The sequence below is a fragment of the Streptococcus sp. NLN76 genome (assembly GCF_015686645.1).
GTDB lineage: Bacteria > Bacillota > Bacilli > Lactobacillales > Streptococcaceae > Streptococcus.
On the sequence record NZ_JADPMS010000032.1, the window covers coordinates 1 to 23590 of the forward strand.

Sequence of the window (23590 nt, forward strand, 5' to 3'; positions counted from 1 at the left end):
TATGAAATCATAACATCCATAAAAACGCCCTCCTAAGCTAATTATAGGCTTAAGAGGGCGTTTTTACGAATATTTATCGGTTACTGAAAATTTTCAATAGGGAGTTTTCTTCATGCGTTTGTCGTGGGTGAACTTCAGTTTTACCATCATCGGCTTTCCTCGTCATTTTTTTGAAATTCCGCGAGTGTTCTGATTTTGAAATTCGTTAAGTATTATTTTCCGTCATGAGTTAGCAGGTGAAGCTTGCTTTGAGTTTTTTATAAAATAGACTTCCTGCAAAACAGTGATGGAACTTGAGATTCATCGGAGTTATCACTTGAAAAAAGACTGAGTCACAGGCTATTTCAGTGTGGTTATGCGATATTTCCTACTGAGAAATTGGGTCAAATACATTAGTTCCGCAGGAAGTCTACTAAAAAAGAATCAAGCTAAACGCCTGATTCTGAAGGGGTTAGAATGGTAATTTTCCGGCTAAAGCCCCCATTGTTTTTTGGGTTTCTTGGTCGATCTGTTCAAGAGCCTTGTTTACGGCTTGCACGGTCATGTCTGCCAAGGTTTCCATATCATCAGGGTCTACAATAGCAGGATTGAAGCGAATGGCTTTTACTTTGCGGTCGCCGGAAAGAGTAGCAGTCACTAGGTCTTGGGCAGAGGAACCGGTGAAGTCTTTTGCAGCTAATTCAGCTTGCTTTTTCTCCATATCCTTCTGCATTTTCTGAGCCTGTTTCATAATATTTTGCATATTCATCATAAGGATCATCTCTTTTCTTTTTTATTACAACTCTCTTATTTTATCATGTTTTCGGATGAAAAAGTAAAGAAGAGTAAATTTCCAAGCTAAATGTTTGTGATTGTTTGAACATTTAGATAGGATAGAGGTAACTCAAGAAAGGAAGAAATGATGTCAAAGAAAAAAGTTATTATTGTTGGGGCCTCTCATGGAGGGCATGAGTCGGCTATCCGTATTTTGGATAAGTACAAAGATGTTGATGTTACGATTTATGAGGCAGGAGATTTTGTCTCTTTCATGTCTTGTGGGATGGAGTTGTTCTTAGAAGGAAAAACGCTAGGTCAGGATTTTGTAAGAAACTTTTCGCCTGAAGAGTTAACGGCTCGTGGAGGCCGCGTTGTAAATAACCATCAAGTGACAGCTATTCAACCAGATGCAAAAACCATCACAGTGACGAACCTTGTAGCAGGGGTTGAAGAGACAGTTGCCTATGACAAATTGATCCTAAGTGTTGGGGTAGAGTCTATTGAACTCAATCTTCCGGGCAAAGATTTGGAAAATGTCTATTTAATGCATGGTTATGATTGGGCTAGCAAAATAAATGCGGCTCAGAATGATGATCAAATTAAGAATGTCGTGGTTATTGGTTCTGGTTACATTGGAGTTGAGGCTACACAAGTCTTTACTAAAGCTGGGAAGTCTGTAACCTTGATTGATATGCTAGAGCGTCCTTTGGGGAACTATCTCAATGCAGAGTCAACAGAAATCTTAGAACAAGCTTTTGTTGATGCGGGGGTTAACCTCCATATGGGAGCTAGTGTCCAAGCCTTTTTGGGTGAGACTAAGGTAGAGGCAGTGAAGACCGATAAGGGTGAAATTGCTGCTGATTTAGTGATTGTGGCTGTAGGTGTATATCCGAATACTGCTTGGTTAAAAGGGACCCTTGACCTGGATGAGCGTGGTTACATTAAGACAGACGCTTACTTGCGGACCAATGTAGCTGATGTCTACGCTGTTGGGGATGCTACCTTGCAGCCATCGATTCCTGCAAATCAATCCCTGCCAATTGCATTGGCGACAACGACGCGTCGTTCTGCTTTTTACTTGGCAAATACTTTGTTTGATCAGAAACCAGCGCGTGCCTATAAAGGGGTTGTAGGGTCTTCAGCCTTAGGTATCTTTGGTTATAAATTTGCGACTTCTGGTTTGAATCAGTATACTGCAGGTCGTTTAGGGTTGGCCTTTGAAACCAGTTTTTATGCCGATCGTGTTCGCCCGGCCTATATCCCTGAGAGTGATAATCCAGAAGTATTTGTCAGCCTGACCTTCCATCCACAGACCCACCAGTTACTTGGAGGTTCTGTTTTGTCAACCCAAGATGTAACGGCACAAGGAAATGTCCTTTCCTTGGCTATCTCACAGAAGATGACTTTAGAAGATTTGGCAGAAGCCGATTTCTTCTTCCAACCAGGTTTTGATCGTCAATGGAGTTTGCTAAACCTTGCTGCACAAGATGCTTTGGGGTATAGCCGTTTTTAAAGTTGCACCAGTTAGGGAGTCCCCTAGCTGGTTATTTTTTGTCATTTAAAATTACTTTGTACAAATAATTGACAAATCGTTATTTAAAATGGTAAAATCCAAGAGTATGTTATGATATAAAGGAGATTACTATGGATAGACGAGAGGTCAAGCAGCGCTTTTCCATTCGGAAGTATAAATTAGGAGTTGCTTCTGTCTTATTGGCAACGGTATTTGCAGGAGGTTTATCGACTGCGAGCCCTGTTTCGGCTGATGAAGTCGAAGGGGCTGGGGCAGAAAGCCAAGAAGCTACTGGTCAAGATCATGGGCAGGAATCGATCGCGGAATCCTCAGCCACTTACGGTGGTGAAGCTGTTATAGAGGCAGTGGAGGAAGAGGTGGCTGTGTTAGATGCTGTACCTACAGAGGTAAGCTCTGGCAGGTCTGCTGAGTCGAACACGTCTGATAATGTTGTTGCAACAGCCAATACGCCATTCCGTAGTACTTCTTTGCGGAATAATGAGACGAAAGAGGTTCAAATTTATAGCCAGTCACAGAGTTTGCAAATTTCAACCAATGATGCAAGAGATCAAGGGGCTCAAGCTAATAACCTGAAGGGTTATATGTTACTGGATCAGCATACCAATGAGCGCGAGACAGTCCGGTGGGAGTTAGACTATATTCCGAATCGGGTTAATGGTCGCCCAACGGATGTTCCGGTAGGAGTGAATTTTACTTCATCCGGAAACATCGACATTATCCCATCCTCCGTTAAATTTAATGGTCAAAGTTTAGAATCCATAGGGAATGGATCCTTTTTCTCATCCTCGGTGAAGGCTAAGATTGGTCAAACGAACCGTCTTGAATTTTTGACCTATGTAGATCGTAAAGACATTGATTTCTCAAATGCTACAATCCGAATCGCAACGGATGTGCGTCCAAATGCAAAAGTCGTTGTAAATGCTCGAGATACACCACTAAAAGCCCCTAATAACCGCAATATTATGTGGGCGACACCTAAGTTTGAGACTGCACGATACCATGAGACGGTACAGGAAATTGAGGGCCCAAAAGATTCGACTGAACTGGTTTCAATTCCGTTTACAACGGTCTATCAGGCTGATGATCAGTTCGAAGCAAAAGCCACTGAAGTGATACAAGACGGAAAAGATGGTCAAAAAAATGTAGTGACCACTTATTCAAAGAATGAACAAGGCCAATTCGTTCCCTCTCGAACGGAAACCGTTATCGCGGAACCAGTTTCGAAAATTGTTAAGGTAGGGACAAAATCCAAAGTTGAGACACTTGTTCTTCCATTTGAAACCGTTTATCAAGACGATCCAGATATGAAGGTGACCGATCCTGAAGTCGTTTTGACGGAAGGACGTAATGGTCAAAAAACGGTAATCACAACCTACACCCTCGATAGTACAACGGGAGAGGTTCGAGAAAATCCACCAACAGAGACAGTTGAAGCGGCGATCACTAGGCAGATTAGACGGGGAACAAATCGGGAAGGAACTGAAACTCCCTATGCGACAGAGTACCGGGCAAATCAGGATTTAGTAGCTGGTACTCAAAGAGTTATCCAGGAGGGGCAGAATGGAGAAGAGCGGATTGTTCTAGAACCTGTCACTGGTTCTGGTCAAGCTACCTTAACGAGTAAGTCCGATATTAGCACAGAAATTCAGCGAATTCCGCAGGTCATTATGGTCCTTGTGGAGGATATTGAGGGTCTTTACCTTTATAACGGAGTGGAAAGTCTTGCCCCGCTTTGGAACAACCTACAAAATGGTGATAAACTTCTTTTAATCCGAGCAGGCCGTTTGCCAGAAATCTTCGAAACACCTCTAGCTAGTTTTTCTGTGAAGGGCCAAGATGAAACCATTAGGCCGTTAGAATCTGTTGGGGATATTACAGCAGATCAAATTCCTGATAGATATGGCCTAACGAACGAAGAAATTGAAGGGGCGGAACTCCGTTTTGAAACAGATCCGTTTACACTAGATGATCAAGTTCTCAATAACAATCCATCTCTTAAAGCATTGATGAATCGGGTTGGAAGCCGTATTATTTCAATCCGTTCACTTAGTCGTGATGTTTGGACCGAAAAACGCTATCGACAATCAGAAGCGGCATTTGAGAACGCTGGATTCCCGGTAACCTATGATGATGAGGCAGGCTTGTTAGCTGTTGAGACAAAGACAAAGCCGATTACTAAGGTGATCTATAAACCACTTGATATTCAGATTGGAGATGATTCAGGTGAATTACGAATTACAGATGCGACTTTGACGGTGAATGGCCAGTCCCAGAAACTCCCTGTTCAATCTGGAAAAGTTGCGAGTCGCTACCAGCCGGAAAGTGACTCTCCTATCCAAATCACCTATACTTTTGAAGGGACAGCAACTAGAACTCGGACGATTACAACCATAGTAACAGCAGACAATCAGTTGGTTGACCGTAAAGAACAGGAGGTCTCTGCTGCTGTAAAAACTGACATAAGGCCTGCTGTAACTAAGATTGTTGAAGTTGGGACCAAAGCCAAGATTGAAGTAAGTCCCCTTGCATTTGAAACAATCTACCAAGAAGATCCGAATATGAAGGCAGATGATCCTGAAGTTGTTGTGACGGAAGGACAAGATGGTCGGAAGACTGTAACCACGACTTATAGCTTGAATCCCCAAACCGGCGAAGTGACAGCAAATGAACCTACTGAGGAGCTTGTGGCAGCAGTGAATCGTGTGATTCGTCGAGGAGTTGGTCAGGAGACAAAGATTCCATTTGATACAGTTTATGTAGCGAATGAACAACTGGATGCTGGTCGACAAGTCGTTGAAGTTGAGGGAGTTGAAGGAGTTCGTCAACCAAACGGGGCAATTTCACAAGAACCAGTGACTCAAAGAATCCAAGTGGGAACGAAGCCAAAAGTAGAGGAGAGGACGTTGGATTATAACGTTTCTTACCGTGCTAGTGATGAACGTCCACTTGGTTGGGAATCTGTTTACAATGCAGGTGTGAAAGGGCTTGAAAGAACTACCACAGCCTATATTCTTGATCCAAGTACAGGTGTTGTAACAGCGGGTGAACCAACAACAGAGCTTGTGCGTCGTGTCATTGATCGTGTCTACACTATCGGTACAATGCCTAAGATTGAAGTTTTAGAGATGGCTTTTCAAACGGAATACATCGACGATTCAGCGATGAAGGCAGATGATCCTGAAGTTGTGGTGATAGAAGGTCAAAACGGGCAAAAAACGATTACGACAACCTATACTTTGAACGAGACTACTGGTGAGGTGACACCAAATAGCCCAACTGAAGAGCTGATAGCAGCAGTGAATCGTGTCATCCGTCGAGGTGTTGGTCAGAATAGTAAAATCCCGTTTGAAACGCTTTATCTTGCAAGTATGGAACTTGCTGCTGGTGAGCAACAGGTGCTAACTCCAGGCGTTGAGGGAACTCGTCATCCAAACGGCAGTGTTACTCAAGCTGCAGTCAACCAAGTGATTCAAGTCGGGGTCAAGCCCTTGATTGAAGAAACAGTTTTGATTTTTGAGACAGTCTATCAAGACGATGCTACGATGAAAACGAGCGATCCCGAAGTAGTAGTTGTTGAAGGTCAAGATGGGTTGAAGACGATGACAACGACTTATAGTTTGGATAGTCAAACGGGTCAAGTGACTGCGAATGCGCCAACTGAAGTATTGGTAGCACCAATAAACCGTGTTATTAAACGAGGTGTTGGGCAAGATACAAGTCTTCCATTTGATACGGTCTACATTGCAACAACAGCCTTGGATGCAGGTGTGCAACAAGTCCTAACCCCAGGTGTAGAAGGAATTCGTCATCCCAATGGTAGCATTATCAAAGAAGCGGTTGCTCAAATCGTTCAAGTTGGTGTGAAACCAGTAATGGTGATTGAAAGCCTAGCCTTCCAGACAGTTTATCAAGACGATGCTTCAATGAAGGCAACTGATCCAGAGGTCTTAGTACAAGCTGGTCAAGCTGGACAACGTGTAACGACCACTACTTATGTTATGGACGAAAAGACAGGTCTCGTTAGTCCACAGGCTCCAGTTGTTCAAGAGACAGCGGCGGTTGATCGGATTATCAAACGTGGTGTCGGTCAGGAAACTGAAATTCCATTTACCACTGTTTACTTAGCAACCAACACTCTTGAAGCAGGTCAGAAAGTTGTGGTTATTGCTGGTCAAAATGGTCTACGTCATCCAAATGGCAGCATCACCAAAGAAGCAGTCGCAGAGCTTGTACAAGTTGGTGTGAAACCTCTTGTAATGATGGAAAACCTTCCGTTCCAAACAATCTACCAAGATGATACTAGTATGAAAGCTAGTGATCCAGAAGTCTTGGTCCAGGCTGGTCAAGCTGGACAACGTGTGACAATCACCCATTATGTCATGGATGAGAAGACGGGTCTTGTCAGTCCACAGGCTCCAGTTGTTCAAGAAACAGCGGCAGTTGATCGGATTCTCAAACGTGGAGTTGGTCAAGAAACGGAGATTCCATTTACCACCGTTTACCTGGCGACTACAGAGCTGGTAGCTGGACAACAACAAGTCTTGGTTGCAGGTCAAAATGGTCTTCGTCATCCAAATGGCAGCGTTAGTCGTGAAATGGTACCAGCCATGACTCAGGTTGGTATTAAGCCAGTTGTTGTTACAGAAGAATTGTCTTACCAAACTCGCTATCAAGAAGATTCAAACATGTTGGTAAGTGATCCAGAAGTTGTAGTTCAAGCGGGTCAAACCGGTCAACGCATTCGCACAACCAATTACAGCTTAGATCAAGCGACTGGCCAAGTAACAGCCTTGACACCAATCCTTGTCGAAACGGCAGCTGTTGATCAGATCATCAAGCGTGGTGCTGGTCAAAATACAGAACTTCCATTTGCAACACACTATGTTGCCGATGCAACGCTTGCTGCTGGTGAAAAAGATGTGCGTATTCAAGGTCAAACTGGAATTCGTCATCCAAATGGCAGCATTACCAAGGAAGTCGTTGCTCAAGTTGTAGCTGTCGGAACTCGTCCAAGTCAGCGGACAGAGACAGTTGCCTTTGCGACTCGTTATCTAGAAGCCAAAGAAATGGCAGCCAATAGCCGTCGAACTTTGGTTGAAGGCCAAACCGGTCAGAAGACCTTTACCGTCACTTATGTCTTGAATGCAGCGAATGGCCAGGTAACAGCTCAACCTGAGACCGAAGCTCTTACCACTCAGCCTGTTACGGAAGTCATTGAAGTGGGAACCAACTCAACGATGCGAACTGTTGATCTTGAGTTTTCAACTGTTTATAAAGAAGATAAAGAAATGACAGCCGGTCAACAAGTTGTAGATCAAGAAGGTCAAAAAGGCTTGGACACCTATACGACAACTTATGTCTTGAATGTTGAAACCGGTCAAGTGACAGCCCAACCAGAAGTCGTTGAGCGCACCAGCAACCCAGTTGCACGTGTCGTTCGAGTGGGTGTGAAACCACTTGTGGTTGAGACAGAGCTAGGCTTTGCGACTGTTTATCAAGATGATCCGATGATGTTGCCGACAGACAAGGAAGTCGTGCTGGTTGAGGGGCAAATTGGTAAAGAAACACGTACCACTAACTATGTTCTAGACATTCAAACTGGTCAAGTGACAGCGCAAGAACCGATTGTGGAGCGTCAAGAAGCTGTGAATCGCCTTGTGAAACGAGGAGTAGGACAAACGAGTCCAATTGCCTTTAAGGTTATCTATAAGGGGGATGTGACCTTGACGGCTGGCCAGCGAGTGGTTGATCAAGAAGGCCAAGAGGGACTTCGCCATCCAAATGGTAGCGTCCTTAAGGAAGCCTTTGATCAAATTATTCGTGTTGGTCTTAAGCCAGTTGAGAGAGTGGAAGAGCTTCCGTTTGAAGAAGAAGTGATCGAAGATCCAAATCTTCCACTGGGTCAAATCTGTGTTGAAGTTGAAGGTCAAGCTGGTAAACGGATTACCCGTATTACTTACAGCCTCAACCCTGAAACAGGTGAAGTAACAGCTCATGAGAGTGTTGAAACTCTTGCACCTGTAAAACGTATTGTTCGTAAAGGAACCAAAGTAGAAGAAGTTTGCCCACCAGCTGAAGTTGAAGTCTCAACCCCAGCTCCTGAAGCAAAAGTTCTTCCAAACACGGGTACAGCAGACTCTGCTGCCCTTCTTGTGGCAGGTGGTCTTGCCGGTCTTGCAGGCTTAGGTTTAGCCGCTAAAAAACGGGAAGAAGACTAAGGTTTTCTGAAATAGAATCAAAAGGTCGTAACAGGATGTTGCGGCCTTTTGTTGTTAGGGTTTTCGAGAATGACTGGCTTGAGACTGAAACGAAAAGAGAGAGTGAGACAGAACGATTTTCACAAATATACTCTTTTAGTTTATCTTTTATTACTGTGTTAGCTCGTCTTGCCGTACTTCAGTACTGTCTGCGACTCGCTGCCTTGTACTAAAAGCAAACTAAAAGACTATAAAATCATTCGTTACAAGTCTTTGTTTCAAGTTGTAATACTCGAAACAGTTCGAAATCTGAACAGGCAATCCGATGAAGGCAGAACTAGGGTTCGGCGAAGAGGATTCACACATTCAGATTTTGAAATGTAATGAGTATAAGCTGAAACGGTTTCTCCCCAAACCGACCTCGCTCTTTTATTGTTAGGCTCGGGTTCAAACAGTCTCTTCCCAGACTGTTTTCGCTTTCCATATTTAGGGCTCAAGTACTAACAGTCTCTTCCCAGACTGTTAGTACCCACCCCCGCTCTAAAGGCATGTTGAATGTCTTTAGAGCTTGAAGATGAAATGAACGAAGTTCAAGTCAATGTTGATTCGGTTACTTTCGGAGGTCGAAGAGTCAGGAATTGACTCTTTGAGTTTCTGGACAAGAGAACAGGAAAGGTTCTCTCAATAAAAGCGAACAATTGTTATTTGCTTCGCTCTCCTATCTGCTACCTCAAACAGCCTTTTAGCTGTTTGACCGAATCAACCACTGCGTCAAAGTGAATTCACTAACTAAAGTAGGAAGGTTGAGACTTTTGTTCCAACCTCTTTCATATTTCGCTTCTTTCAGAATGGCTGTCATATTTCTCTTCTTTCAGAATGGCACGACAAACGCATGAAACAGTAATTTCCGAATTATAACACAGTTTAAATTTAGTAACTTTAGCGATTCTCCTATAGAAGATTCCAAAAAGGATTATTTTTTATTGTGAAAATCCTGAACATTGAAATACAGAAAACTCTATTTTCTCGCTAAAAATCTCTCATGCGTTTGTCGTGGTCGTGTTCAGAATAGCTTTACATTTGGGATTAGTCTTGTTATAATCATCAAGTATGAAAAAATGAAAAAGGAGATACAGTACAATGGATGTAACTTGGGGTGTTAAGTACCTTACTGAGTTTATTGCGACAGCCTTCCTACTTGTCTTGGGAAATGGTGCCGTTGCAAACGTAGATTTGAAAGGAACCAAGGGAAATAACTCTGGTTGGGTTGTGATTGCTTTGGGATATGGTTTAGGCGTTATGATGCCAGCTATGATGTTTGGTAATGTTTCTGGAAACCATATCAATCCTGCCTTCACACTTGGACTTGCAGTCAGCGGTTTGTTCCCATGGGTACACGTTGCACCTTATATTTTGGCACAATTACTTGGAGCTATGTTCGGACAATTGCTGGTGGTTGCCGCTTACAACCCTTACTTCAAGAAAACAACAAATCCAAATGCTGTACTAGGTTCCTTCTCAACCATCTCAGCCTTGGATAATGGTAGCAAAGAATCTCGTTCAGCTTCTATCTTTAACGGTTTTGTGAACGAGTTTATCGGTTCCTTCGTGCTCTTCTTTGGAGCTATGGCCTTGACGCGTAATTTCTTTGGAGCTGAGTTGGTCGGTCGTTTGGTTGACAATGGTTTTGACCAAACAATGGCGGAAACAGCAGCTGCACCTTACACAGCTGGTAGCTTGGCAGTAGCCCATATTGCCATTGGTTTCCTTGTTATGGCCTTGGTTGCTGGCCTTGGTGGTCCTACTGGTCCTGCTCTTAACCCAGCTCGTGACTTGGGTCCTCGTCTCCTTCACTTCCTATTACCAAACAGCGTGCTTGGTGAAGCCAAAGGAGATTCTAAATGGTGGTATGCCTGGGTGCCAGTTGTTGCCCCTATCTTGGCTTCAATTCTTGCTGTTGCCGTCTTCCAAATGATTTACCGTTAATTTGTGAAAAGCCTGTTTATCAGGCTTTTTCTTATATAATTACTTGTCTTTTTTTTATTTTTTTTTTACAATAACAAGAGTTATGGTGGAGGAAATGATGAGTAAAGATAGGTTAGTACCCGTACTAAAAACAAATAATCGTCGCTTAAATTTAGAATTTTATGTTGAGAAAATTGGTTTTACCGTCTTGCTGGAAGATGCAGGGTTGGCTTCTTTGGGAGATGCGCAGAAAAGAGTCTGTTTGGAGATGGAAGAGCTTCCCTCTAATAGAGCTCTGCAACCTAGAGGGAAGAAGAAATTGGATTTATTAGTTTTCCGCGTGCAGGATGCCAAGGCCGTGGAAGCAGGTTTGGCTCGTGGTTTGAAATTCGATGAACTGTATCAAGGATCAAAAGGCTGGGCTTATTTGGCGACTTCTCCGGAAGGGGATCGCATTTTGGTGCATGCAGAGGCTTCCCTTGCAGACTTGAAGGTCGTCGAGCAGTCAGACTATCCTGAATCATTTCAAGGGGGACCAATAAAATTGGATCACGTGGAGTTGGAAGAATTGCGCCTGAATGTTTTGAACAAAGAGAAGTCTGAGGTCTTCTACCAACGTCTCAGTTGGCCTACTACTCTGGTCTTTACTGAGGCTGAGAGTGACTATTTGACAGCTGCTGCAGGTCAGACTTGGGATTTGTATCAGTTCCGTCTCTCGCAAGCGGATTGGAATTTAGATGCCCTGAAACAGATTTTCTCAGATCAGGAGTTTTTTGTACCCAAGCGAGAGAATTTCTTCTTGACCCAAGATCCTGCTAATCAAATAGAATTATGGATGGAGTCCCATGGTTAAAGCTTTAGCCGCAAAGATTCAAGAGCACCTCGCCCAAGAAGTTTATCCTGGTGCAAGTCTAGCCCTTTATCGAGATGGAAACTGGCAAGAATACTACTTTGGCTGGGCTGACCCGGATCAGAATTTGCCAAGCCAACCCGGTTTGGTCTATGATCTAGCCAGTGTCAGCAAGGTTGTGGTAACTGGAAGTCTCATTTTACAGGGAGTGAAATCCGGAGCACTGAGTTTAGAAGATTCTATCCAGAGTCGTCTTCCCCAGTTTGATCACCCACATTTACGAGTGGTCGATCTCCTGACCCACACCTCGGGCCTAGATCCCTTTATTCCCAATCGCGACAACCTCAACAGAGAGGAATTGCGCCAAGCCATGCTCCATTTGCAGCTACGACCTGAAGCCAATTACCTTTATTCCGATGTGAACTATATTCTTTTGGGGTTCTTTTTGGAAGCTCTTTATGGTAAAAGCTTGGAGGAGCTAGTTGTGGAGCAGGTTTTAGATCCTCTCCAATTGCTTTCCACCGGTTACGGGCCTTGGCCAGGTGCTGTCCCCACTCTCAAAGGGAATCACACTGGTCAAGTTCATGATCCAAAGGCCCAGGTACTGGGGCCCCACACAGGTAGTGCTGGACTCTTTTCCAATCTAGAAGATTTAGAAACCTATGTACTCAGTCAACTAGACGATGAAAGTTCCTATCTAGATAGCATTCATGGTTCCGACTCGGCTAACCCTCGAAGTATGGCTTGGCGCAGAGAAGGTGACTGGTTAGACCACACAGGCTATACTGGTACTTTCTTGCTCCTCAATCGTAAGACAAAAGAAGCAGCTATTTTTCTATCCAACCGAACCTACTGGAAAGATGAGCGGGCCCAGTGGATCCAAGATCGGAATGAACTCATGGACTTGATTCGACAAAGAACAGGTTAAAATAGACGAAGTAAGCGGCCGGTGGTCGCTTTTTTGTCAGTTTCATCTTTTTTTAAAATCCTCCACAGAGGTGGAGAAGGATCTTCAAAAAAAGATGATTTCAAAATCAGAATACTCGCGGAATTTCAAAAAAATGACGAGGAAATCCGCTGAAGATAGTTCAACAGGTCTGGGAGACCTGTTGAACTATCTTCAGCGGATTGATTGCAAGCGATGCTTGCTTCATTATCTATAAATTTTAATCCAATTCCTGGATTAAAATTTATTTCAGATTTCGAACTATTTCGAGTATCAGTTTGAAATCCAATGAGTATGAAATGAAGAGAATAAAAAACCAGGCTGGTTAACCAGCCTGGAAAGGGGGATTGATTAAGCCAAGGCGTCGTCCATTGAAAGAACTTCGTGGAAGACACGTTGTGTCAATTCAGTTTTTTGTTCAGGAGTGAGGTACTTGGTGTTGACACAGTAACCTGAAATCCGGACGATGACATCTTCACCAGACATGATCTTGTCATAGACATCTGAAAGGTCCATAACGTTCAAGTTAACGTGTTGGCCACCGTTTTCGAAGTAGGCATCGAGGATGGTTACCAAGTTATCTACTTGCTCATCACGGGTTTTACCAAGAGCACGTGGAGATACCTGAGTTGTGAGGGAAATTCCGTCATTTGCGTGTGCAAAATCAAGTTTTGCCAAGGAGTTCAAGTTTTGGAGCCAGCCACCTTTAGATTTAGGCGATGGGTTGGCACCTGGTGAGAAGAACTCAAGTTCGCTTGTATTGACGGTACCATCTTCGTTGAGGAAAACTCCGCGGTGAACTGGGGAGTGACCAGTTTGTTTAGAGTAAGCAACGTTAGAAGTGATGGTCAACAAGGATACGGTTGCTTCCGCGTTCTTGTAAAGTTTGTGGCTTGCAAGGCGGCTGTGGAAGGCTTCCAAGAGCCATTCTGCGATAGCATCTACACGGTCATCATCTTCCCCGTAACGTGGGTAGTCCCCAATTGTTTCGTAGTCGTAGATATAGCCATCTTCGTCACGAATTGGTTTAACGGTTGCGTACTTAATCGCAGATAGGGAGTCAACTGTATTGGCAAAGCCACAGATACCGAATCCCATGTTTGCCCCTTGATGAGTTGGGAGGAAGGCCATTTGGGCTGCTTCGTAGTTGTATTTATCGGTCATGTAGTGGATAATATTAAGAGCATCCACATAAGTATCTGTGAGCCAGTCAAGCGACTCTTCGAAGTTTGCTTTAACCTTGTCAAAGTCAAGAATCTCATCACGGATAGGTTCGATGTCGAAGACCTTGTAGTCTTTGTGAACATCATCAAATCCACCGTTTAGACCAGTGAGGAGAGCTTTCAAGACATTAACCCGGGCACCGAAGTATTGGATGTTGTGGCTTTGGTTTTCGTTTTCAGGATCCAAAGGAGACACACAACATGAGATACAGCTCATTTCGCCGTAACCTTCTTTCGCCATAGTGGTAACCCCTTCGTACTGGATAGATGAGTGTTTATGACTCATGTCCATACAGTAGCGACGGAAAGCATATGGTAATTGGTCTGTCCAAAGAACGGTCAAGTTTGGTTCTGGTGAGTTACCGATGTTATCCAATGTGTTCAAGAAACGGTAGTCCATTTTGGTTACACGATGGCGTCCATCTGCCCCCATACCAGCCATAGAGGTAGTGATGAAGGTTGGGTCTCCAGAGTACAGTTGATCGTAAGCTTTGGTACGAGCAAATTTAACGGTACGGAGTTTCAAAACAAAGTCATCCACGAATTCTTGGATTTCTGATTCAGTGTAAGTACCACGCGCCAAGTCCCGTTCTGCATAAATATCCAAAACGATCGGAACACGTCCAAGGGAAGTAGCGGCACCGTTAATGACACGAGCTGCTGCCATGAAGGCAATGTTAGTCCATTGGATAGCTTCTTTGGTGTCCATGGCTGGGCGACGAACATCTACACCATACAGATCACCAAGAGCAACAACGTCTTTAAGAGCTTGGTATTGAAGATTGACTTCTTCACGAAGACGGATAGTGTCTTCGTCGATTTCTGTCAAGGCGTTCCAGTCATCGACTTTCTCAGCCATGAGGAAATCTGCACCATAAAGTGCTAGACGGGCATAAACCCCGATAATCCGTCCACGAGAGTAAGCATCTGGCAAACCAGTTACGGTATGGGCGTGACGAGCCCGACGAATATTTGTGGTATAGGCACGGAAGATACCATCGTTAACGGTAGTCGCATACTTGGTGAAGATTTCATGCAAGTGTGGGTCAGGCTCATAGCCATTTTCACGAAGGGTAGTTTCCGCCATACGGATTCCTCCCTTAGGCATGAAGCTTAGGCGGAACAATTCAGAGTTTTGCAGTCCAAAGATAAGCTCATTGTCCTTGTCAATGTAGCCAGCAGGGATGTCTGCGATAGAAGCAACACGGTCTGTGTCCATTGGGAAACGAGTTGCTTCGTAGCCAGCCTTAGTCTCTTCAATAATCTTCTTGATGTGAAGAGAACGCTCGGTTGGACCTGCTAAGAAACTCTCATCGCCATCGTATGGAGTGTAGTTTGCCTGTACGAAGCGAGACACGCTGACCTTTTCTTTCCAGTCAGTCCCTTTAAAGCCTTCCCAGGCTTTGTCAAAAATGTCCTGAGTTTCTACAGTTGTTTTAACGACCATATGGTATACCTCATCATCTTTCTAGTCATAGACACTCTCCAAAAAAAGCAATCTATGGAATCTCTCTTGCCTAGTGAACCGTCAGAGTCTAGATTGATTTTTTTATGAGAACTGTTATAATTACACTTTGATTATAACACAAAGTAATCGTTTTCAACAACGAAAATGCGAATTGTAAGGGGTTTCTGATATAGTACAGTTTTTGAAAAAATAAAAAGTGTACTATATCTGTCCTATTGTAGTAGAGGAGGTGAAAAGACTGTGCTCATTTTCCCGTTATTAGATGATCAGTCCCGTAAAATTATTCATATCGACATGGATGCTTTTTTCGCAGCGGTTGAGGAAAGGGATAATCCTGCGTTACGGGGAAAACCTGTCGTGATTGCTCGAGATCCTCGGGTAACCGGTGGTAGGGGAGTTGTCTCGACAGCTAATTATGAGGCTAGACGTTTTGGCATTCACTCTGCCATGAGTGCCAAGGAAGCCTATGAACGTTGTCCCCAAGCAATCTTCATCCAAGGAGATTATGCCAAATACAAGGCTATTGGACTAGAAGTCCGGGAAATTTTTCGGCGCTACACGGACCTCATCGAGCCTATGAGTATTGATGAGGCCTATCTAGATGTAACCGAGAATAAAATTGGCAGCCAATCTGCGGTAAAGGTGGCTCGTCTTATTCAAGAGGATATTTGGAGGGAGCTGCAACTAACTTGCTCGGCAGGGATCTCCTATAATAAATTTCTGGCTAAGTTAGCGAGTGACTTTCAAAAACCACGAGGGCTAACGGTCATCAAACCTGGGGAGGCCCTGGACTTTCTGGCTCCTTTACCGATTGAAAAATTTCACGGTGTTGGGAAAAAAAGTGCTGAACGCCTGCGTCAAATGGGTGTGGAAACGGGAGCTGATCTTTTGGACGTATCTGAAATTGAGCTCATTGACCGCTTCGGAAGATTTGGCTACGATCTCTATCGCCGTGCTCGTGGCATCCATAACGCTCCTGTCAAACCCAATCGTATTCGCAAATCTTTTGGTAAGGAGAAGACCTACGGTAAGTTCCTACGCCAGGAAGCAGATGTCCGGAAGGAGCTCCAAGGTTTAGCGCAACAGCTAGCAACCAATCTGGAGCGGGAAGATGTGCAGGGGAAGACAGTGGTACTCAAGATTCGATGGGAAGATTTTCAAACCTTGACCAAGCGCGTTTCCCTAGACAGATCAGTATTTCAAGAAGCTGATTTACTGGAACAAGCCCTGGCCCTGTATGAAAGCATCGAAGAGAAAGACAAGGCCATTCGTCTCCTTGGAATCACCCTTACAAACCTAGGTAAGGAGCGAGAAGAAGACCTATTGGACAACCCTGAAGAAAAAGAAACCGCCGATCATGAAGCCCTTTGAAAGGTGGAGTTATCAGCGGTTTCTTCTTGAATGTTGCAAAAGAATGGATTGCCATTTCATACTTAACGAATTTCAATCAGTTTGTTATGTTTCAGTTCGTTCGAATATTGGCTGAAAGAACTCTGTCAGGTCAGCTTCGGTCAGGCCAATCATGGGATCAATCTGGTCCCAATTCTCATTGGTTAGGATTGAGGCTTCCAAAGTTATGGATTCTTCTTCCACAGTTCCAACAGAGTTTTCCACAGTGCTGTGGATATCTTGTGGATAAACTGTGGAAAACCTTTGTGAAAGATAGGTCTGGCGTTGGGTTCCGAGGTTTTCCACAGAATAGGCGTAGGCTGTGGACTGGCCGAGGAGGATGAGTTTACTTTTAGCACGGGTAATGGCTGTATAGAGAAGGTTGCGTTGAAGCATACGGCGATTGGCCATTGTCAAGGGAAGGATGACGACAGGGAATTCACTTCCCTGGGACTTGTGGATACTCATGGCATAGGCTAGTCGAATTTTGTACCATTCTTTGCGGGGGTAGGTGACTTCACTCCCATCAAAGTCCATCCGGATTTCATCTTGGTCGGAATCACTATAAGCCGCAGGGATGAGTTCTGTAATGGTGCCTAAATCTCCGTTGAAGACATTCGCTTCGGCATCGTTGACGAGGTGGATCACTTTATCCCCAAGCCGGTATTGGCCTTCAGGCCCATCGAATGCTTGTTGCTTATTTTTTAAAGGGTTGAGAAGGTTTTGCATGAGTTGGTTGATAGCATCAATCCCAGCATGTCCTCGGTACATAGGAGCTAAGACCTGAATATCTTTTGCGGCTATCCCGCTCCGCAAGGCGGCATTAACGATGCGCTCAATTAATTGAGGGATATGTTCGGGCCCAGTTTCAAAATAGGAGCGATCTGCTTTTTTTTCTTGAAAATCATGGGGAAGTCGACCGTGTTTGATGTCATTGGCCAAGTGAACAATAGTGGACTCGGCATCCTGACGGTAGATTTTTTCTAACTGAATTTTGGGAATTGCCTCGACTTCCTGCAAGTCCGCCAAAACTTGACCAGGACTGACAGATGGAAGTTGGTCGGCATCGCCAACCAACAAGATTTTGGTATGATTGGCTAGATTTTGAAAGAGCTGATGGGCCAGCCAAGTGTCGACCATAGAAAACTCATCGACGATCAAGAAGTCGGTATCTAAAGCTTCGTCCCGAGTGCTGACTTCTTCATCTGCCACCATGCCTAAATGACGGTGGATGGTCGCTGAGGGCAGACCGGTTAGTTCGTTCATTCGTCGAGCTGCCCGGCCTGTTGGTGCGGCCAGCATAATGGGTAAATCTTTGGCCTTCAGGTCAATCTTGTGTAATTTGGCGTAGACTGCAATAATACCGTTCAAAACCGTGGTTTTTCCTGTCCCGGGTCCTCCGCTAAGAATAAAGATGGGTTGTTGAATGGCCTGGAGAATGGCTTCTTTCTGAACAGGGTCATAGGTGATGGCCAATTCCTCCTCTATTTGCGTGATCAGCTCTTGAATAGTGGCTGCATCTGTTTTTTTATCAGTATTTTGGTCCCGGGCTTCTAGCAGGCGAAGAAGGTGATTGGCAATTCCTTCTTCTGCAAAGAAGAGACTATTGCTGAAGATTTTGGTATCCACATGTTGGATTTTATCTTCTTCCAGCAGGTGGGTTAATTCTGTTGCAATAACCTGTGGATCAATGGATTCCTGCCGTGCTTCTTCGAGGAGGACCAGAGTTTTTTCCAATAGTGGTGCTGCCTCTAGATAGGTATCCCCAGATTCTAAGCTGTGTTGGAAAAGGCTGTGGATAATACCTGCTCGAAAGCGTTCTGGCGAGTTGGTCTCGATTCCTAAGCGTTCAGCAACTTGGTCGGCAATGACAAAGCCGACCCCCCGTATATCTTCAACCATTTGGTAAGGGTTGTCTTTGATGACGGTGAGGGTACTTTCTTGGTAGGTGTCGTAGATTTCCACCGCCAAGCGATTAGGGATCCCTAAGTCTGCTAGCTTGGCCAGCGCTTGTTCCAGACCGTAATTGACTTTAAGCGTTTGAACGAGGGCGAGGCGATTGGCTTTGGATAAGCCCTTAATCCCTTCCAGTTTTTCAGGATGGTTGAGTATTTCATCAATGGGATTTTCAGAGGAGTAAATTTCTAGAATTCGCTTGGCCGTTTGTTGGCCAACTCCTTTAAATTGGGGACCAGAGAAAAACTTGACCAAACCTTGAGGACTAGGTTTTTCACGTTCGTATCGGCTAGTATTGACCTGCTCGCCGTAGCGAGGGTGTTGGACCAATTGCCCATAGAAGCGATAAGAACTCCCCTCTACAATAGTCGCAAAGGTACCAGTGATAATGACTTCGGTTGCAGAATAGTCAGAATCCGTTTCATCCAGATCTACCAAAAGGATTTTAAAGTAGTTGTTTTGGTTTTCAAAAATAATTCGCTCCACACGACCAGAGAAATAATGTTCCATCAGAATTCCTTTCTAAATGAAATAAGGAGATTGAGACTTTATGGGTCCCAACCTCCTTAGAAGTACATGTTTATCTCCTTCCTAAAGCAAGGAGGAAGTTTTACTCGTGGAGAAGTTTAAAGCTGTTAAAAGGCCAAAAGCGTAGGACTACTTCACCTTTGATTTGGTCTGCTTTAAAGGTGCCGACGTCGCGACTGTCTTTGGAGACAATCCGATCATCCCCTAGGAGGTAATACTCTCCTTCTGGGACGGTTACGCTAAAGTCTGTCTGGCCATCCCGGTTCACGGTAAAGGCAGGAGAGGCTTGGGCCAGTGATTGGAAGTACTTACTATAGGAGTAAGTGTTTTGAAGCTTGTCAGCCTGGAAGGCAGCCTTGTAATCGGCTAAATAGGTTTCTTCAACTTCCTCACCGTTTACATAAAGGGTGTCCTGCTTAAATTCGATTTGATCGCCGGGCATCCCAATGACCCGCTTCACAATTTTCTTTTCTTTGCCATTGTCATCGGTCTCTGTCGCAACCACGATATCATAGCGGTCAATTTGATTCTGGTTGAAAACAATCAGATGTTGACCTTCAGCTAGAGTAGGATCCATAGAGTGTCCTTCGACCCGGACCGCTTCCCAGAAAATAAGGCGGGAGACGAGGATTCCACCAATTAAGAGGAAAAAGACGAGGGTATCGATCAGTTGCCGTAATCGGCTGTTTTTTTGCTTTTTGTTCTTTTCAGCTCTACTTGCCATAGTCATCCTTTCTTGCGTAAGCCTTGTCAACCATGATCTGACAAGACGCCATTCTTCGTACCTAGGTAGGCAACACCTATTGTACCATATTTATCATATATTCCGCGAGAAGAACCAAAGTCCTTTTTATTTGAAAAAACAAAAGACTTTCTGATTGGCAACAGTAGGAGTCGAGCTTCCTTTGAAAATGACAAGCTACCGCCTTTCTGCTATAATTGAGGGAAAGGTGATATTATGGCAAATTTAAATCGATATAAATTTTCTTTTGGAAAGAAAACCCTAACGTTAACAACTGAATACGACAATCTCTTTATGGAAGAAATTGAACGGTTGGCTCAGGAGAAATACCAGGCTCTCAAGACTCAGATGCCGAATGCTGATGACGAGACCCTGGCCTTGCTTTTGGCTATTAATACCCTCTCTGTCCAGTTGAATCGAGAGATGGAGTGGGCCAAGCAGAACCAGGAAGAAGACAAATAGAGGTCAACTATGCTCGATATTGTCATTTTATTGGTTCTGATTTGGAATGTCTATCTAGGATTTCAGCGAGGACTAGCCTCTCAGCTGGGACAGACGATTCTTTTTGCAATAGCTTTCCTTGTAGCCTCTTTTACCTATAGTGGGGTGGCAGATGTCCTCAGTCTCTGGATTCCCTATGCCAACCCGGTGCGGGGGAGTCAGGCCCTCTTTTTTGAGTCCGCCATTTTATTTGACTTAGACCGCGTTTTCTATAGTGGTCTTGGCTTTTTACTTGTCTTTATCTTGGTTTGGATTGTAGGCCGTATCTTAGCAACTTTTTTGGTCTTTTCACCCTGGAAACGGACCTGGGACGGTCTGCCAGCCTCTCTTATCTCAAGTGGCCTCTCCCTTCTCCTGTCCTGGTATCGGATTGAAATGCTCATTTTTATCCTCGCGACAATCCCTCTCCCCATTATCCAGGACAGCCTTAGTTCCAGTTTCCTCGTTCAATTTATGATGAACCTTTCCCCCTTTAGCCAACTAGCCCTTCGCCCCCTTTGGGTAGGCCGTGTCTTGGGAGGAATGTAAACCGCTTGTAAGAGTTTGGCGACCCTGTCGCAGACTCTTTCTTTTTTAGATTTTTCGGAGAAAAAATGAATAATAAAATATATGAAAGTTTAGAGTTTCCAGAAGTCAAAAGCGCTTTTGCCCCCTATCTTCGAACGGTAGAAGGGCAGAAAACCTTGGCCAATCTGGAACCTATGACCGATGTAAAAGAAATCCAGCGAGCCTTTGATCAGTTGGGAGATATGCAGGAGCTCGGAAGAGCAGGTCAGACTATGCCCATAACCAGTCTAGGCGATTTGACCCCAACACTGAAACGTTTGCAGCTGGAAGCGGAATTAAATCTGGATGATTTCCAGGACATTAAGGCCCTACTAAGGGCGAGTCAACTTCTGAAGGAATTTTACTTGGATTTAGAGGATGTCCGTCTCCCCAATTTAGCGGTCTATTTTGAAAATCTGGAGATTTTCCCACAATTTCAAGGGGCCCTGCAGGCTATTGCAGACAATGGTACGATTGAGGATTTTGCTAGTGAAGACTTGATGCGAATCCGTCGTCGCTTGAAACAGGCAGATCGAGAACTTCGGCAAACCATGCAAGAGCTCTTGAAGAAAAAAGCGGATTACCTAGCGGATCCTCTCTTTGCCAGTCGGAACGGTCGCAATGTTTTGCCAGTCAAACAGAGTTTTCGCAACCGCGTTCAAGGGATTGTGCAAGACATCTCGGCTACGGGGAGCACGGTTTACATTGAACCCCGTGAATTGATTCAGATTAATGAAGGAATTGCCAGTTTAGAAGCGGAAGAGCGCTATGAGATTCGTCGAATCCTGCGAGAACTGGCTAATCTACTTCGACCCCAAGTTCAAGCCTTTCAAAACAACCATTGGCTTCTGGGACATTTTGATTTCTTGGCCGCAAAATACCAGTATATGCGAGATCGTCAGGCACATATTCCAAGTATCTCTACCCAGAATGATATCCGCTTGCTCCAGCTTCGTCATCCTCTATTAGAGCAGCCGGTGGCCAATGATTTGCATTTTGGCAAAGATTTGACCAGTATTGTGATGACAGGGCCTAACACAGGGGGGAAAACCCTGATGCTTAAAACCCTAGGCTTGGCTCAGCTTATGGGACAGGCGGGTCTGCCTATTTTAGCTGCTGAAGGTAGTCAAATTGGTCTGTTTGATGAAGTGTTTGCGGACATCGGTGATGAGCAGTCCATTGAGCAAAGTCTCTCAACTTTCTCTAGCCATATGACCAACATTATCCAGATTCTCCAGCAGGCTGGTCCTTTCTCCCTCGTTCTTTTTGATGAACTTGGAGCAGGTACGGATCCGCAGGAAGGAGCGGCACTGGCTATCTCAATTTTAGAAGATCTCCGCTTGCGGGGCATTAAGACCATGGCGACCACCCACTACCCAGAGCTCAAGGCTTATGGGATTGAGACGGATGCGGTTGAAAATGCCAGCATGGAATTTGATACGGTGAGTTTGCGGCCCACCTATCGCTTTATGCAAGGTGTTCCAGGGCGGTCCAATGCCTTTGAAATCGCAAGACGTTTAGGCTTGGCAGAAGTCATCGTGACTCAGGCAGAAGGTCAGATGGACCAAGACCAGGATGTTTCCCGCATTATTCAACGTTTGGAAGAGCAAACGCTAGAGAGCCGCAAACGGCTGGAAGGGATTCGGGAGCTGGAGCAGGAAAACCACAAGCTCAATCGGGCCTTGAAAAAGCTCTATGCTGAGTTGGAACGCGGCCAGGAAGCTGAACTCAATGCTGCTCGCCAAGAGGCACAGGTGATTGTCGCTAAAGCTACTGAAGAGAGTGATCAGATTCTGAAAAACTTGCAGGCAGGAGCTCAGTTGAAACCCCATCAAGTGATTGAAGCCAAGGCCAAACTAAAAGAACTTGCCCCAGCAACCGTTGATTTATCTAAAAACAGGGTGCTCAATCGGGCCAAAAAGAAAAAAACTCCTAAGGTAGGCATGGAAATTCTCGTTAGCCAGTATGGTCAACGTGGTAATTTGGTTCGTCAATTGAAAGATGGTCGTTGGGAAGCTCAGGTTGGTCTGATGAAAATGACTTTAAAGGAAGATGAGTTTGAGGCTGTCCAAAAAGAAGCTAGCCCAGATAAACCCAAGTCTAAGAAAGTGTCGACAGTTAAACGGACTAAAAGTCAAGGAGCTAAGGCTCGTTTGGACTTACGTGGGAAACGCTATGAGGAAGCTATGGAAGAACTGGATGCCTTTATTGACCAAGCTTTGCTGAATAATCTGGCTCAGGTCGATATTATCCACGGAATTGGGACTGGCGTTATCCGAGAGGGTGTGCAAAATTACCTTCGCCGGAATAAACAGGTCAAGTCCTTTGCATACGCGCCACAAAACGCTGGAGGATCTGGTGCCACTATTGCCATTTTTAAATAAGGCATGCCGTAGCAAATTCTGTCATTATTTTACAAATTGGTGTAAACTAATACTAAGAAAGAAAAAGGAGCGATTGATATGGTACAAAGTGTGACCGACGCAAATTTCGTAGAAGAGACTAAAGAAGGTCTTGTGTTAATTGATTTCTGGGCTACTTGGTGTGGTCCTTGCCGCATGCAGGCTCCAATCTTGGAACAGTTGGCGGGTGAAGTCGATGAATCTGAGTTGAAGATTGTGAAGATGGATGTGGATGAAAATCCAGCTACTGCGCGTGAATTTGGCATTATGTCTATTCCAACCTTGATGTTTAAGAAGGACGGAGAGGTTGTGAAGCAAGTAGCTGGAGTACACACCAAAGATCAAATCAAAGAAATTGTTGCTTCCCTTTAATGGGGAATTGGAAAGGCCTGAGTCAGCAATGTTTCAGGCCTTTTGCGCGCTTTTTACAATCGGGTTACATTTATAAAGCTGGGTAAAATGTCAATCAAAGATGATTATGTCCCGAAAAAATGATTAATATGGGCTAGAATAATTAGCGCGATTTTATTTGACACCAGGTACCTTTGAAGCTGTTTTTTAGACTAAACCAAGGCTACGATTAGCCT

Annotated in this window: 14 protein-coding genes; 10 read left to right on the forward strand and 4 right to left on the reverse strand. The window is 44.5% G+C overall.

From position 1 onward, the window contains the following. Positions 1-451: 451 nt before the first annotated feature. Positions 452-751: a YbaB/EbfC family nucleoid-associated protein gene (locus I1A59_RS06770; protein WP_196092028.1), complete on the reverse strand. Its 300-nt coding sequence runs from the start codon at positions 749-751 to the stop codon at positions 452-454. Between the two features lie 150 nt (positions 752-901). On the opposite strand from I1A59_RS06770, the gene I1A59_RS06775 reads away from it, so the two are divergent. The 5 genes from I1A59_RS06775 (at position 902) to I1A59_RS06795 (ending at position 12230) form a co-directional block, all read left to right on the forward strand. After that, positions 902-2269, forward strand: coding sequence for an FAD-dependent oxidoreductase (locus I1A59_RS06775; RefSeq protein ID WP_196092029.1), 1368 nt, complete (start codon positions 902-904; stop codon positions 2267-2269). 131 nt (positions 2270-2400) lie between these two features. Then, positions 2401-8508 carry a G5 domain-containing protein gene (locus I1A59_RS06780; protein ID WP_196092030.1) on the forward strand — a complete coding sequence of 2036 codons (6108 nt, stop codon included), beginning with the start codon at positions 2401-2403 and terminating at the stop codon, positions 8506-8508. A gap of 1119 nt (positions 8509-9627) precedes the next feature. Beyond that, positions 9628-10473, forward strand: a complete 846-nt coding sequence (gene gla, locus I1A59_RS06785; protein WP_196092031.1) for an aquaglyceroporin Gla — start codon at positions 9628-9630, stop codon at positions 10471-10473. 94 nt (positions 10474-10567) lie between these two features. Then, complete coding sequence (locus I1A59_RS06790) at positions 10568-11305, forward strand: CppA N-terminal domain-containing protein (protein WP_196092032.1); 738 nt, start codon at positions 10568-10570, stop codon at positions 11303-11305. Beyond that, a complete protein-coding gene (locus I1A59_RS06795; RefSeq protein WP_196092033.1) occupies positions 11298-12230 on the forward strand; it encodes a serine hydrolase domain-containing protein in 933 nt (310 codons plus the stop codon). Before I1A59_RS06790 ends, I1A59_RS06795 begins: the two co-directional genes overlap by 8 nt. A gap of 369 nt (positions 12231-12599) precedes the next feature. Here I1A59_RS06795 and pflB read toward each other — a convergent pair whose 3' ends face one another. Next, on the reverse strand, positions 12600-14918 hold the full coding sequence (pflB, locus tag I1A59_RS06800) for a formate C-acetyltransferase (RefSeq protein ID WP_196092034.1): 2319 nt from the start codon (positions 14916-14918) through the stop codon (positions 12600-12602). Positions 14919-15179: 261 nt separating this feature from the next. Here pflB and dinB point away from each other — a divergent pair, with 261 nt between their 5' ends. After that, positions 15180-16310 (forward strand): DNA polymerase IV, encoded by a 1131-nt coding sequence (dinB, locus tag I1A59_RS06805; RefSeq protein WP_196092035.1) that lies wholly within the window; start codon positions 15180-15182, stop codon positions 16308-16310. A gap of 84 nt (positions 16311-16394) precedes the next feature. On the opposite strand, the gene I1A59_RS06810 is transcribed toward dinB, so the two are convergent. Together I1A59_RS06810 and lepB are read right to left on the reverse strand one after the other, a co-directional pair. Further along, complete coding sequence (locus tag I1A59_RS06810) at positions 16395-18794, reverse strand: ATP-dependent RecD-like DNA helicase (protein ID WP_196092036.1); 2400 nt, start codon at positions 18792-18794, stop codon at positions 16395-16397. A gap of 100 nt (positions 18795-18894) precedes the next feature. Continuing rightward, positions 18895-19536, reverse strand: a complete 642-nt coding sequence (gene lepB / locus I1A59_RS06815) for a signal peptidase I (protein ID WP_196092037.1) — start codon at positions 19534-19536, stop codon at positions 18895-18897. Positions 19537-19770: 234 nt separating this feature from the next. On the opposite strand from lepB, the gene I1A59_RS06820 reads away from it, so the two are divergent. The 4 genes from I1A59_RS06820 (at position 19771) to trxA (ending at position 23375) form a co-directional block, all read left to right on the forward strand. Continuing rightward, positions 19771-20016: a hypothetical protein gene (locus I1A59_RS06820; RefSeq protein WP_196092038.1), complete on the forward strand. Its 246-nt coding sequence runs from the start codon at positions 19771-19773 to the stop codon at positions 20014-20016. 9 nt (positions 20017-20025) lie between these two features. Further along, entirely contained in the window at positions 20026-20583 is a 558-nt protein-coding gene (locus tag I1A59_RS06825) for a CvpA family protein (protein WP_196092039.1), read from the forward strand. 65 nt (positions 20584-20648) lie between these two features. After that, positions 20649-22985: an endonuclease MutS2 gene (locus tag I1A59_RS06830; RefSeq protein ID WP_196092040.1), complete on the forward strand. Its 2337-nt coding sequence runs from the start codon at positions 20649-20651 to the stop codon at positions 22983-22985. 78 nt (positions 22986-23063) lie between these two features. After that, a complete protein-coding gene (trxA, locus tag I1A59_RS06835; protein WP_135036216.1) occupies positions 23064-23375 on the forward strand; it encodes a thioredoxin in 312 nt (103 codons plus the stop codon). The last annotated feature ends 215 nt before the right edge of the window (positions 23376-23590 follow it).